At 52.9% G+C, this 11,713-nt stretch carries 11 protein-coding genes; 3 read left to right on the plus strand and 8 right to left on the minus strand.

What is annotated here, in order from left to right:
• The first annotated feature begins 708 nt into the window (after window positions 1-708).
• Window positions 709-1,989: a tyrosine-type recombinase/integrase gene (locus tag BLU76_RS22265; protein ID WP_078833759.1), complete on the plus strand. Its 1,281-nt coding sequence runs from the start codon at window positions 709-711 to the stop codon at window positions 1,987-1,989.
• Between the two features lie 87 nt (window positions 1,990-2,076).
• Window positions 2,077-2,553: a hypothetical protein gene (locus BLU76_RS22270; RefSeq protein WP_078833758.1), complete on the plus strand. Its 477-nt coding sequence runs from the start codon at window positions 2,077-2,079 to the stop codon at window positions 2,551-2,553.
• A 58-nt stretch (window positions 2,554-2,611) separates the two neighbouring features.
• Here the strand turns inward: BLU76_RS22270 and BLU76_RS22275 are convergent, their stop codons facing one another.
• The 3 genes from BLU76_RS22275 to BLU76_RS32390 form a co-directional block, all read right to left on the minus strand.
• Window positions 2,612-3,991: a DUF6035 family protein gene (locus tag BLU76_RS22275; RefSeq protein WP_092224494.1), complete on the minus strand. Its 1,380-nt coding sequence runs from the start codon at window positions 3,989-3,991 to the stop codon at window positions 2,612-2,614.
• A gap of 205 nt (window positions 3,992-4,196) precedes the next feature.
• Window positions 4,197-6,179, minus strand: a complete 1,983-nt coding sequence (locus BLU76_RS22280; protein WP_078833757.1) for an ATP-binding protein — start codon at window positions 6,177-6,179, stop codon at window positions 4,197-4,199.
• Between the two features lie 184 nt (window positions 6,180-6,363).
• The gene (locus BLU76_RS32390; protein WP_371915044.1) at window positions 6,364-6,822 is read right to left on the minus strand and encodes a DUF6710 family protein; all 459 of its coding nucleotides are present in this window, start codon (window positions 6,820-6,822) and stop codon (window positions 6,364-6,366) included.
• Here BLU76_RS32390 and BLU76_RS22290 point away from each other — a divergent pair.
• Entirely contained in the window at window positions 6,797-7,921 is a 1,125-nt protein-coding gene (locus tag BLU76_RS22290; RefSeq protein WP_092146064.1) for an IS481 family transposase, read from the plus strand. The genes BLU76_RS32390 and BLU76_RS22290 overlap by 26 nt on opposite strands.
• On the opposite strand, the gene BLU76_RS32395 is transcribed toward BLU76_RS22290, so the two are convergent.
• The 5 genes from BLU76_RS32395 to BLU76_RS22310 form a co-directional block, all read right to left on the minus strand.
• The gene (locus tag BLU76_RS32395) at window positions 7,830-8,333 is read right to left on the minus strand and encodes a DUF6710 family protein (RefSeq protein WP_371915045.1); all 504 of its coding nucleotides are present in this window, start codon (window positions 8,331-8,333) and stop codon (window positions 7,830-7,832) included. The two genes, BLU76_RS22290 and BLU76_RS32395, sit on opposite strands and share 92 nt — an antisense overlap.
• A 236-nt stretch (window positions 8,334-8,569) precedes the next feature.
• A complete protein-coding gene (locus BLU76_RS22295; RefSeq protein ID WP_078833755.1) occupies window positions 8,570-9,130 on the minus strand; it encodes a 3'-5' exonuclease in 561 nt (186 codons plus the stop codon).
• A gap of 159 nt (window positions 9,131-9,289) precedes the next feature.
• Window positions 9,290-10,186 (minus strand): AAA family ATPase, encoded by an 897-nt coding sequence (locus tag BLU76_RS22300; RefSeq protein WP_078833754.1) that lies wholly within the window; start codon window positions 10,184-10,186, stop codon window positions 9,290-9,292.
• On the minus strand, window positions 10,183-10,674 hold the full coding sequence (locus BLU76_RS22305; RefSeq protein WP_078833753.1) for an HORMA-1 domain-containing protein: 492 nt from the start codon (window positions 10,672-10,674) through the stop codon (window positions 10,183-10,185). Before BLU76_RS22305 ends, BLU76_RS22300 begins: the two co-directional genes overlap by 4 nt.
• Window positions 10,671-11,615 (minus strand): CBASS oligonucleotide cyclase, encoded by a 945-nt coding sequence (locus tag BLU76_RS22310; RefSeq protein ID WP_078833752.1) that lies wholly within the window; start codon window positions 11,613-11,615, stop codon window positions 10,671-10,673. The genes BLU76_RS22305 and BLU76_RS22310 overlap by 4 nt, the downstream gene beginning before the upstream one ends.
• Between the last annotated feature and the right edge of the window lie 98 nt (window positions 11,616-11,713).

Here is an 11,713-nt window from a genome sequence, read left to right on the forward strand (position 1 = left end):
GTTTTTTGTCAGGTGGCGTCGTCGGGAGTGCTAGCGAAACTTTGAGACTTCCTGGTTCCGCTTCCTGGTCTGCATTCTGGTCAAGAGCACTCACAGCGGGGGCTGCAGAGGCATTTGCAGCATTTGTGCGACTTGGTAAGCATCTCGGATTTTGCGCAATTGGAGAGACTTGGTGCTGATCATTCACGGTTCTCCTACGAAAAAATCACGAAAATCGTCTAAATAATTTCAAGAAATTGTCTGGGTTTGCAAAAAGTGTGAGATGTCGGAAATCGCTGGTGTGTCCATCCCCCCGAATTTCGGGGAGGTCGTGCGTTTATAAAAATTCAGAGACTTTGTCACACCAAGTATACTTTTCAATTAAAACGAGGCTGCGTCACAAAGGCTGATCGCTCCGTCAATATCAAGATATTAATACAGTATCAGAAAGGGTTGGCACTCTATCAATTACCATTAAATTAAAGTTTGGCAATATTCGGTTAATGACTGGCAATATTATCTTATTTATTTTTATTGGTGTTGCTTATAACTCTGCGCAGTATAAGTCAATGTTTTTCGCATTATAATTCGTACTTGCTTGGGTGTTGCCACAGCTGCTTTCCAGCTATACCATCGTTGACCTCCCTATCACTTTATCCTTGAGCAGGGCTCAAACTTCCAGTAACTATCAGAACTGGAAGTCTCAATTCCTGGCGTCGGTGATTGAAAATGGCTTTTGATCCAAATCCACTATTTGAAACGTTTGAAGCTTTTTTAGATCAGGATTTTTCGAGTGAAAGTTCATCTATCAATTTTGTGAGTGACTATATCGAAAGTTTCCCCGTTGCACTGTGTGCATCTGCAGGCTACAGAGCCGTGCGCTCGTTCTTGCGCGCATACGAAGGTAGCGAGCAGACTTTCAACTCTTATAGAACCCACGTTGAACGATTACTTCTTTGGGCCCTTATTGTTAGGCATAAATCAATCTTCACCTTAAAGCGTCAAGACGCTGAAGCCTACTTGCAGTTTTGTAGGAATCCACCGACAAATTGGATTGGGTCAGTTACACGGGGTCGCTTCATCGCTAATAAAGATGCTGAAACCGCTGTGGTTTATCCCGTAGTCCCAAATCCAAAATGGAAACCCTTCAGCCAAAAGCTTAGTGCCTTAAACGCCCAGGCTGATGCTGTACAGGTGTATGCGGCTTCCAAAGGAACGATGAATCAAATCTTCTCGGTATGTAGCAGTTTTTATGAGTTTCTCGCCGAAGATAACTTGGTGAGCCTAAACCCGTTCAGACTTGTAAAAAATAAGCGGGATTTCACCGGGAATCTTACTGCCGAAGCTCAAAATCGGGCCTTAACGCCATTGCAATGGGACTACGTACTGGAGACTGCGGAGTCAATGGCTTCGGCTGAGCCGCTTCGACATGAACGTACCCTCTTCATCCTGGCTACACTTTTCGCCATGTATCTTCGGATCTCCGATCTGGTTGGCCGGTCGAACTGGGAGCCTTGCATGGGAGATTTCCGCCAAGACCCTGAAGGCAACTGGTGGTATCACGTGATCGGAAAAGGCAACAAACCAGGAAAAATTGCGGTGCGGGACGAGTATGTTGATCGGTACCTCAGACGCTATCGCACTTTTCTCGGCTTGCCGAACTTACCGGCGGAAAAAGAACGAACTCCTCTACTCACGACGCTGGAAGGCCGAGCGGGCTTGTCTGGACGACAAGTGCGCACCCTCCTCCAGTCCGTTTTCGACAACGCTCTAGCTAAGATGAAGGCTGAGGGACGCGAGGCGTACGAAATGAACAGTCTACGGTCAGCATCAGCCCACTGGCTCAGACATACATCGGCAACATTTGACGCGCCTTTTCGCAAGGCGAAAGACCTGCAGTTAGATCTTCGTCATAGCAACCTCAGCACCACCCAAGACACCTATTACCACTCTCATGATCAAGAGCGTATGCATTCTATCAAGCGCCTGGGTATGAGGGAGCGCGATTGATTTCGTTCCAAGAAACACCAGCAGCTATGTCGACCACACGCGTCTTTCGTGTAACGATCGGGCACTAAACAGCTGTGAGGAAACGTGATGGCTTTCAGCAATGACAACGGCGGTTTCGACTTCGCGTGCTCGGACGCGAAAATGTCAATTGGCGCATCCACTTGGGGCACTCGATTGAGTCAACTTAGCAGCGCCACCGGAGAAATCCTGATCTTGACCCGAGACCTAGCCGATATTGGATACATAACAAAGATTCTGGATAAGCGTCCTCATAATATCTGGATAGTGGCACACACTGACTGCATCAAAGCTGCCCAAGCCCTGAAGGCGGCCAGACCCTGGCTCAGGATCGCGGTGCATCGCGACATTGGGGCTAAAGCCGTTCTGGTTGCCCCTGATACCGTTTGGATCTCCAGTAGCGATTTTGGAAAGACTGGAAAGCTTGAGTCAGCGGTGGGCTTCCATTCACCCAGTCTGTATTCGCAAACCCGTTCGCAGCTCTTCGACAAAGCTTGGCGTGAAGCTCAGGAGCTCATGGATCATCCTGAGATTACGAAAGGTTGATCATAAGGTTACGGCTGTTTTTTCATCGCCGGCGTTGGAGGTTATCGGTGCCCCGCCGTCACCACTCACGCATGTTGATCAGACGTTCCTTAAGCTCCGGTACCAAGAATGCGAATAGACGGTTGTATTGCCGATCGGGCCGATAAGCATCATCCCGAGCTTGCAGCGCAGTGCGGATGATCTGGCGCCGCTTAGCCCAAGTCCCCTTCTTGTCTTGTTCGGCCAATAGCTCGTTCTGTTCAAAGATTTCCAGCGTCCAGCCGAATTGCAGCAGAAAAGGCTTGTAGGAGTCGAAGGCTTGGTTGCTGACATTGAGTAATCGCTCGAATCGATACCCTATCGGTCGACCATAGCGGGCGCTCAGCACTATGGAGACGGCCCCTTGGAATGGATCTGTCCAATGAGAGTTCGGAAGCTTTATATCTGGGTACGTAACTGCCATCCGCTCGCGCAGATCGACCCAGCGTTCCCGGGATTGTGGTGTGTCCTCCCTGCCCAACTCCATCCAGAAAGAATGGAAGTCACGGCGCAGCACATCAGCATTTACGGAGCTTTCCAATACCTCTCTCTGTGACAGGTAATCGTTATAGAACACGAGTTGCTTTTCCGGACTGAACGTCAGGTCATCCAGAAATACTTCAGCCCTCCTCCATTCGTTTACGATTGTACGACCGGTCAATTCCGGCACCGCGTACCAGCATTCAAACGCCATTCGCCCAGTGGCTCTGGAACGCGCCAGCGTCTGATCGTTCACGATGAAAACGTTTAGGTTGTTCAGGAAGAAAATGTCTTCTTCAGCTGTCTTGGTTGAGCTGGGATCAAAACTCTGGAATACCCAGATCATTGCCCCGCCATTAGCTCTGTAAAACTCCCGGCGTCCGACGATCTCAGTTAAAAAAGTGGTCGACAGCTGGACTTCGAACGCGATGCGCTCATTCCCCCTTACGACCTGGACATCCGGCTTGCGCCAAGTGGCACGGTCGGCGACTGGTTGGCCTTTCCAGACCTTCTCCACCAGGGGCTCGCCGCACGATCGATCAGCAATCAGACTGTCGCGAATGATCCCTTTGAGTCGGATGTGGGCCTGGCTTTCCTTCTGCGCGTTGTACTTGATCGCTGTAATCTGAGCGGAGCTGAGCTCACCCTTTGTTGAAATGTCGCATTGAATGAGCCCTTCAATGACTGGGTGATGGCGGAAGTGAAAAAAACGATGTTGTGTACGAACCAGCAACAGAGCGGCCCCGCACAGTTGGCAAACCAACCAAGGCTTGTCTCGATCCAGAATGAACCGAGAAGCTAGCTCCGCCCTATCCTGTATGACCAAGGACAATTCACGGCTTAGGAAACTGCTGATTTCGATGGGCGTTGCGCTGTCCAGATCCATTACATCTGTCAGCTTCATCTGTTCGGTAGGCTGAGCGTATTCTAAGGTGCGCACGAACTCCCTCCCTGAGCACTGTACATGTTGCCGTGCAGAACAAGAACATGATCTGTGCCCAGCTCGTACTTCAAGAGCAGCTTCCCGGTTGCAGCTTGTAGCATGGAAACTCCTTTCTGAATGAACCGACATTCCTTGGCTTCACAGCGTCTCAACTTTTCTGGCTGCGCCGAGACCCACTGCCATAAATGGTCTCGGCTTGAAATCAAACAGCTTCCTTGATTGCCCCATCCTTTGCGTCGTCAGAACTGCATGCGACCAAGTCGAGGTTGACCTGCTCCTGCGTCGACAACACCTTAGACAGGAGCGCGTCCGTGGTGAGATTGTCGTACCTATCCTCCAGAGTTTTCCGTAAACGCATCAGGCGAAGGTTGGCGGTGCTCACCAAAGCGCCATAAGTGGTGGCTCTCACTTGGCCATAGTTACGAGATTCATCACCCACTGTTTTGGACGTACTCACTCCGGCGGCGATCGACTGGCCAACGACCCAAGCCGTGATGAACGGAGAACCGTTGACGTATCCGGATGCGGCAATGTCCTGCACATACCCATCGGCCTGGTTAACCTCTTTTCGATTCAGTTTGAAGCCCCCTTTCTTGAGCTCGATAAGTAGGATGTTCTGCATTTGGGCGACTGAGGCGTCCTGGGGATCAAACTGTTCAATACCCACCAGTTGGGCAGTAGATCGGTCTGGCAGCACTACGATGTCAGGCCGTTTGCGTTCGTTAATGAACGAGGCGTCGCCCTCCCCCCAGAGCTGCTTCGCCACGCTTTTCAATGTCATGTTCGAGCAATACTCCATGGACTCGAACTCTGGCCCGAACAACCAGCGCGATCGTAGGATCAACGGATGCAGTGTATGGAGCTCGTCTGTCTCTGGATCTTCGGCCAACCTGGTGATGGCTTCGATGACGCTGAGCCGGCCATCAATCTCATCGAGCACACGCAAAGCGTCCTTGACCGACCAGTCTGCCAAAAGGGAATCCAAGCCCTCAATATCCGTCGCAGGCAGATTGGCCAATTTTTGAAGCAAGGATGCCCCGCTCTTGGATTTCTCCAGGTTGATCACTGCTTTTACGGCCGTGGCGAGAAACTCCGGAGAGACCATCGGGTGCGCTTGTGCCACAGCCTTTGTGAAGGCTGTGACCTCAAGTTGAGCGCCGTGCCCTAATGATTTGAGCTCTGACCGGTTCTGTACCAAGGCGTCTTCTGAAGTGGCTTCAACCACCTCGGTCGCCAATTCGTCTGCTACCTTGCCGATGCAATCCGCAGCGGCCTTGAACAGCTCCTCAACGACAGGCGTCGATTGAAATCCTGTCCAATCCTGGATCACTTGGTCTTCAAACCCCTGGGTGTCGACGATGACCTTATAGCGCTTAGCGAATCGTGTGCGGCCATCAAAGTTTGCGACCTGGCCGATGACCCACGAGGGGTTGCCTACGAGTCGGTGCTCAACCCAAAAGGCCACGCCTTGGTGGATGGACGAGTGGTTCTGCTGTGTGGAGTCGATGACAATGACTTTTGCTGTCCGGCCATCACTCAGTTCGAGGTTATGCGTACGAGCATGCTGCTCAAGCTTTGCCAAGGTTAGAGGTGTGCCATTAACTCGAATCTGAAAGCCCGGGTCATGGATGAATCTTGCTGCAAGGACTGTAATGATTTCATTCGCGTCCGGCAGCTTTCGGGTGACTGACACCGACAAGCGTGTACCGGAGCCTTCACGTTGGCCAAACTCCTCGGAGCGCACCACGAAAGGACTAGGCCCTGACTCCGTTCCTACAGTGAACGTACTCAGTTTGCCGTCACGCCAAGTTTCCACCTGGTATTCATCACCGAAGCAAAGAAGCCCATGCCGGCCAACTCCATTGCGGCCATAGGCTTTCCTGAATCTGGCGCTCTTGCCCTTAGGAAATTCGACCTTGAAACTTTGATGCTTGAGGCGATTGTACCGAAGCGTCATCCATCGCTTGCTGAACTGCTGGGCCGACATTCCGTGACCGTCGTCGACCACCGTCAGCGTTCCGCCAGGCTCAGAGGGTAGAAACAAGTCAACTTTGCTTGCGCCGGCATCCCACGCGTTAGCCACTAGCTCAGTAAGAGCCACCTGTGGCACATGCGCGACGGGGCCCAACTCGCGGAGAAGATAGTCCTCCTCAAACAACGACAGGTGACGGGTTTGGTCGGACATCAATTTCCTCCATGGATTGGTGCTTCCGGGCCATTGGCTCTAGCACTGCGTATTTCAGCAATCCTACCCCATTGGAATGCTAAGCAGAATCTAGATAGAGCACCTTTTAAATACCTCATCGCGATGTCTACAGCGGCAGACGATCAAGCTCCCACAGCGATTCTCGATGGTTTCAATGCAGCCTTCACGAGTGTTGTGCACCCATAAGCCTACCAATCTCAAAAACTGCAGCGCGCCTTACGTCGATAACAGCCTCGACCTTCTCTCCATTGTCCGCTTCGTAGAAATACGCCCCGTCGCAGTGAAGGCTGTCCAAGAGGTGACTCATGTCGTACACCTTTTCAGGGATGACCTCACCCTCTCCAGCCAGAATCCCTGCAGCGATCGAGTGATTCCCTCCATATACAAAACCGATACCCCAAGGTAACCAAAGATGCACACTATGATTATCGTCCTGAACCCACGGCCCTTGATAGTTACGGCTGTAGGGCCTTGTAGATGTCTGGCTCATGGCGACGGGTGCTTTGGCGGAGCTGTACGGACCGGACACATGGTTGACGGGTGTGCGGGGACATGGTTGACACTTTCCAGCGAGCCAATTTCGCCGGAAAGCCATCATGCCCTGGACTACGAGAGATGCCATGAGCCTGAAAGAAGAGTTCGTTGCCTTAGCACGGCAACCCGGCAGCAATAAACGTGAGCTGTGTCGAAGATTCGGTATCAGCCCGCAAACAGCCTACAAGTGGCTAGATCGCTACAAGGCGCATGGTCAGCCTGGTCTGCAAGAGAAATCTCGCAGACCCGCGACCAGCCCCAAACTGACGCAGGTCGCCATGGAGGCGCAAGTCGTGGCCCTTAGGCTGGCCCATCCGGCATGGGGCGGACGCACGATTAGCAGCCTGTTGGAAAAACGTATCGCCCCCAGCACCGTCACCAATGTCTTGCACCGGCACGGCCTGATCCAGCCCTCTCAGAGAGAGCAATCGGCAACGCTGAGATTTGAACACGACGCGCCTAATGATCTTTGGCAGATGGATTTCAAAGGGCATTTTGCGCTGCAACAAGGTCGGTGCCATCCCCTGACCCTGCTGGACGATCATTCTCGGTTCAGCCTAGCCATTGAGGCTTGTGACAACGAACGGGGAGCCACGGTGAAGGAGAGGATGATCGAGGTTTTCCAACGCTATGGCTTGCCGGCGCGTATCAACGTCGATAACGGCCCACCCTGGGGCTCGCCACGCAATCCGGGTGAAGTGACAGAGCTGAGTATCTGGCTGATTCGCCTGGGGATCCGGATCAGTTTCAGCCGTCCTCGCCATCCTCAAACCAATGGAAAGATCGAACGTTTCCACCGCTCGCTCAAAGCAGAAGTGCTGGATGGGCGTCATTTTTCCACGCTAATGGACGCTCAATCGGCTTTTGATCGATGGCGTGAGGTTTATAACCTGCAGCGCCCCCATCAGGCGCTGGGCTACAAGGTGCCTATGGACCGCTATCGGAGCAGCCCCTGGGCGTATCCGCAGCAACTGTCAGAGTTTGAATATGGCCCGGATGATGTGTTGGCCAAGGTGTATCACAGTCGATTTCGCTTCCAGAAACGCTACTTCAGCATCGCCAAAGGACTGGTAGGACAGCACATCGCAATACGCCCTAACGCTGAAAGCGATGGCTTGTTTGACGTCTATTTCTGCCATCACTTCTTACGGACCTTCGACGTGAATAACCCTGACTACGGCGCATAATGTGTCCACTATGTCTCCGCACAGGTGTCAACCATGTGTCCGGTCCGTACACGGAGCCAATAGTCGCCAGAGCTGAAACGTAACCTCGGAGACTCCATGGCCATGGAAGCACGATATCCCGGGAAAGCTTGAGGACGTACTGGTTTTGGGGAAGTGGTCGGCCAAGCCAGCGAGATCCAGAGGTGGAGAATAATCTGTCGCGCACGGCTGATCCAAAGAACCAAGCACCATCAAGGTTTGGCAGCGCGTCTTGACCACGTTCAGCTACCGCTAGCAGATGTTCGGACTGAAGCGGCCTGAGGATTGCGCGGATCAAATCAGGAAGACCTTTTGGATTGGTCAGCGCAATCTCCTTAGCGACCTTCATGAGGTGGTTGTATACCGCAATATTGGTGCTGTCGGTTGTGTACATGGAGCCCTCTTTTGGAGTGATACCTCCTATTCAACGGTAAGCGGCCCACAAGCGCGCACCGTCTAACGGATCAATCACACCCACTGCTATTTTCGATTGTCCATTGATTTTCCTGAGATACACGATTTCAGTGTCAATCCCAGCTTCAGCAACCACCATGGCCCATTCTGATCACCGGCTAAGCCCTCAAGCCAAGGTGGTAACAGTAAAGTGCTTGGCAATCCACCCACAAAAATTTACGAGCGCTTGCTAGCAACCAGCTTCTGTCGAATCAAATTGAACAGCTCTGCCTGATACACGGCATCGTCCAACGCATCGTGATTGCCAGACGTTTCAGGGCTTACGACCTTCTCAATCTCGCTCGACCGAGTCGATTTCCAGGTGCACTGGGCGGTACCGAAGAACATCGATTTGATGTCCAACGCTGCGATGCCAAATGGGTTCTCACCGAGGTACTGGTGGAAGTAGTAATTCACGAAGCTCCAATCGAAGGATGCATTGAAGCCCACGAACACTACCGACTGGTCTGCACCGGCAAGAGACTCAACCCAAGCCTTGAACTGTGACATTGCCTCAGTTGGCTCCAAGCCCTCTTTACGCAGCTTATCCAAGGACAAGCCCGTCACCTCCAGAGCTGCAGGAACGAACTCTTCAGAGATCGGTTTCAGGTAGCAAGAAAACTGCTCCTCCGGGTTTGAGGTCAAGCACGCCCCGATTGACAGCATGCTGTACTTCCCGGGAATTGGGCCTGAAGCCTCAATATCTACGGAAACGAAAATTTCTTTGTCGGCGTTCATAGTTACCCCGTTTGAGCAGTTGCCAGGCTGACAACCACAGCGTCCATTACCAGACACCAAAATGCTGGAAATGATCGGCAGGCAAATTCGATGGGAGAGAAGGCAAGTCGCCCCGCCCTAGCCCCATCAAACCCTTTCACCGACCACGGTCTTGGTCGATTACTTGTCTTCCATCACCGGAGACGGCCGCATCGACAGAATCGAGTCGGTCAGATCTTGAAAGGTCAGCGGCCTGTTCGGGAAAGCCTTTGCCATCGCAGTAGGATACAAACGAGTCCGGATATCTGAGTAAGTCCATACGGGCTGACCGTTGCGCTCACCAGTGACAGTAGCCAGCTCAGACAGTTGCTTGTCAGAAAGGCCCATGCCTGCCAAGTCCATGCTGAATAGCTCCTTCCGCTCAGCGATATCGGGCCGAGTAAACTCTTCAACGATAGCTGCACGACGACGAAGCGCTGCGTCAAGAACGGAGAGCCGGTTGGTGCACAAGATCACCACGATTCGGCCGCCGTACTTGCGCAATTCATCTACGCCTTGGATCAAGGTGTTCACTGCCACCTTGTCTTCGTGGTGGCTATGGCTTTGCGATCGGGAGGCCGCGATCGAGTCACCTTCGTCAATGATCAAAATTGCCCGGCGCTTCTTACCTGCTGCCTCGGCGACTTCCGCGAAAGCCTGGGTTAAGAGAGTGCCCATCTCGCCGACCTTACCGGAACCACGAACGCGGTTGCTCAGCTTGAACAGCACCGAGTCCTCAGCGCGCGAGTCCAGGACAATACGGTTAGCAATGCACTCCGCTGTTGCGGTTTTCCCGGTACCAACGTCGCCATGGAAGATTACTAGGGGATACTGATCGGCTACGAGGTTGCAGATCGGCAGCACCTTGTTGTGATGCTGCTTGCTCCACTCGGACAACTGACCCTGGTTCAGCAGCAGTTGAAGCTGGTTCTGCACACGTTCATAGCGTCCAGTAAACCCGAGTAACACTTTCTCGCGATCAGTCAGCTGAATGTCCGGCAGCTCGATGGCCGAGTCAAAAACGGAGGTTGTGCTCATCGGGTGTAGTCCTTACGTTCCATGCCGTAGCCGTTGCTAGAGTATTCGCGGCTACCGCTTTGGGTGAGCTGCGAGTGACTGATGTCGTCGTAGGAGGTCGTCCAGTTGATTTTTAACTTGCCTGCCATTTTGTCCCGAGCCTGTTGGGTATAGCTGTCGTTGTAAGACAGAACGATCCGCAGGTGCGGGTTCGATACTTTGGGCCAGCGCGCGTCGCCAGGACGTTGATTGGCCAAGGAGCCGGACTCGTTCACGTAGTACCGGGTAGCTTTCTGTTCGACCCCATTGCTCAGCAGGGTAAGGTCAGCGAATTTGAGGTAACCATTCTTGGCCAGCACCTCAATGTCGTTAGCCCACTCTTTTGCTTTTGCCTCGGTCACAGCCTCGCTGCTGGATGCGATCATCAAGAGGTCGGCCGTGATACGGCGCACGACTGCTTCGATGTCAGTGGTGGTGTAGGTCGTCGTTTGGGTGGCGCTGTAGGTCATGCCGCGTCCTCCACTTTGAAGCCCTTGCCGAACAGTTCCTTCCAGATTTCGAAGTCGTCTTCCACCGATGCGAAGTGGGCGGTTTCCCAAGACTCGTCGGCGAGCTGGACGATTTCTTTGCGCTCATCTTCGGTGATACGGCTGGCTACATTGTTGGTGTCACAGACCGGGTCAATGATCACGACCGTATCGGAAAATTCGGGCACATTGCCGTTCTCGGGAAACTTGATGACGTCCTTGAGCCCCGATTCAGCTATGTAGAGCAGGAAGTCACGGAAGCGCTTCTCCAGCAAGCCGGTCTTGCCCTTTATTTCCAACACATGGGCCATGATGAGTTCAATGTGGAAGGACTTGAGCGGTACCTCCTTCCAGGTACGCCAGCGCTTGGCCAGTCGCACCAGAGTGCGGAAGTCCGGATCTTCGTTCTTCCGAACCTTCACGAAATTCACCTGACACGGCGCGCAGGTTTCAGTCTTCGACCCGTCAATCCGGTCGAACTGCCAGCCGTAGTTTTCCTTATTCGGGTTTTCGATGACCGGAACGATATCTACCTCCAGCCCGGTACCCACGAAGGTGACTTTTGCTGCCTTGCGCTGGATTTCAAAGTCTTCAACAGACTTATTCGGGTATAGCTTGATCAGGGCATCGTAGATTTTCTGGCTCAGAGTAGCGAAGGTCTCTTCGTCCACCTTCTGGCCGCTGATATAGAAAACCACGTCAACGTCGGCAGGATTCTGAGCGTTGGGACGCAGGATGGTGTGCTTGGCAAAAGACCCCGCCTTCACCACTTTCTTGATGATGATTTTGTCCTGCTTCTTCAGGCTGTCCTTCAGCGCTGCGATCAGGCGGTCGACCTGAGCGTTGTAGGTTTCCCGCTTGTCCTTGGGCAGGCGCAGCACGTTACTGTCGTAATACTTGATCTGAGTGTTGGTAAGTGGCATCTGCCGCCCCCTTCATGGATATGTGTTAATCGCAAAGCCTCCCTACCAGCGGCTCAAACACGTGCCGACGGACGAGATGGCGCACCAACTCGAGCGCT

The sequence above is a fragment of the Pseudomonas sp. NFACC08-1 genome, from assembly GCF_900106735.1.
GTDB lineage: Bacteria > Pseudomonadota > Gammaproteobacteria > Pseudomonadales > Pseudomonadaceae > Aquipseudomonas > Aquipseudomonas fluorescens_Q.

What these genes read in the sequence shown, in the direction of transcription:
- BLU76_RS22265 (WP_078833759.1), top strand. Translation starts at nt 709, where the DNA reads ATGGCTTTTGATCCAAATCCACTATTTGAAACGTTTGAAGCTTTTTTA.
- BLU76_RS22270 (WP_078833758.1), top strand. Translation starts at nt 2,077, where the DNA reads ATGGCTTTCAGCAATGACAACGGCGGTTTCGACTTCGCGTGCTCGGAC.
- BLU76_RS22280 (WP_078833757.1), bottom strand. Translation starts at nt 6,179, where the DNA reads ATGTCCGACCAAACCCGTCACCTGTCGTTGTTTGAGGAGGACTATCTT.
- BLU76_RS22290 (WP_092146064.1), top strand. Translation starts at nt 6,797, where the DNA reads ATGCCCTGGACTACGAGAGATGCCATGAGCCTGAAAGAAGAGTTCGTT.
- BLU76_RS32390 (WP_371915044.1), bottom strand. Translation starts at nt 6,822, where the DNA reads ATGGCATCTCTCGTAGTCCAGGGCATGATGGCTTTCCGGCGAAATTGG.
- BLU76_RS32395 (WP_371915045.1), bottom strand. Translation starts at nt 8,333, where the DNA reads ATGTACACAACCGACAGCACCAATATTGCGGTATACAACCACCTCATG.
- BLU76_RS22295 (WP_078833755.1), bottom strand. Translation starts at nt 9,130, where the DNA reads ATGAACGCCGACAAAGAAATTTTCGTTTCCGTAGATATTGAGGCTTCA.
- BLU76_RS22300 (WP_078833754.1), bottom strand. Translation starts at nt 10,186, where the DNA reads ATGAGCACAACCTCCGTTTTTGACTCGGCCATCGAGCTGCCGGACATT.
- BLU76_RS22305 (WP_078833753.1), bottom strand. Translation starts at nt 10,674, where the DNA reads ATGACCTACAGCGCCACCCAAACGACGACCTACACCACCACTGACATC.
- BLU76_RS22310 (WP_078833752.1), bottom strand. Translation starts at nt 11,615, where the DNA reads ATGCCACTTACCAACACTCAGATCAAGTATTACGACAGTAACGTGCTG.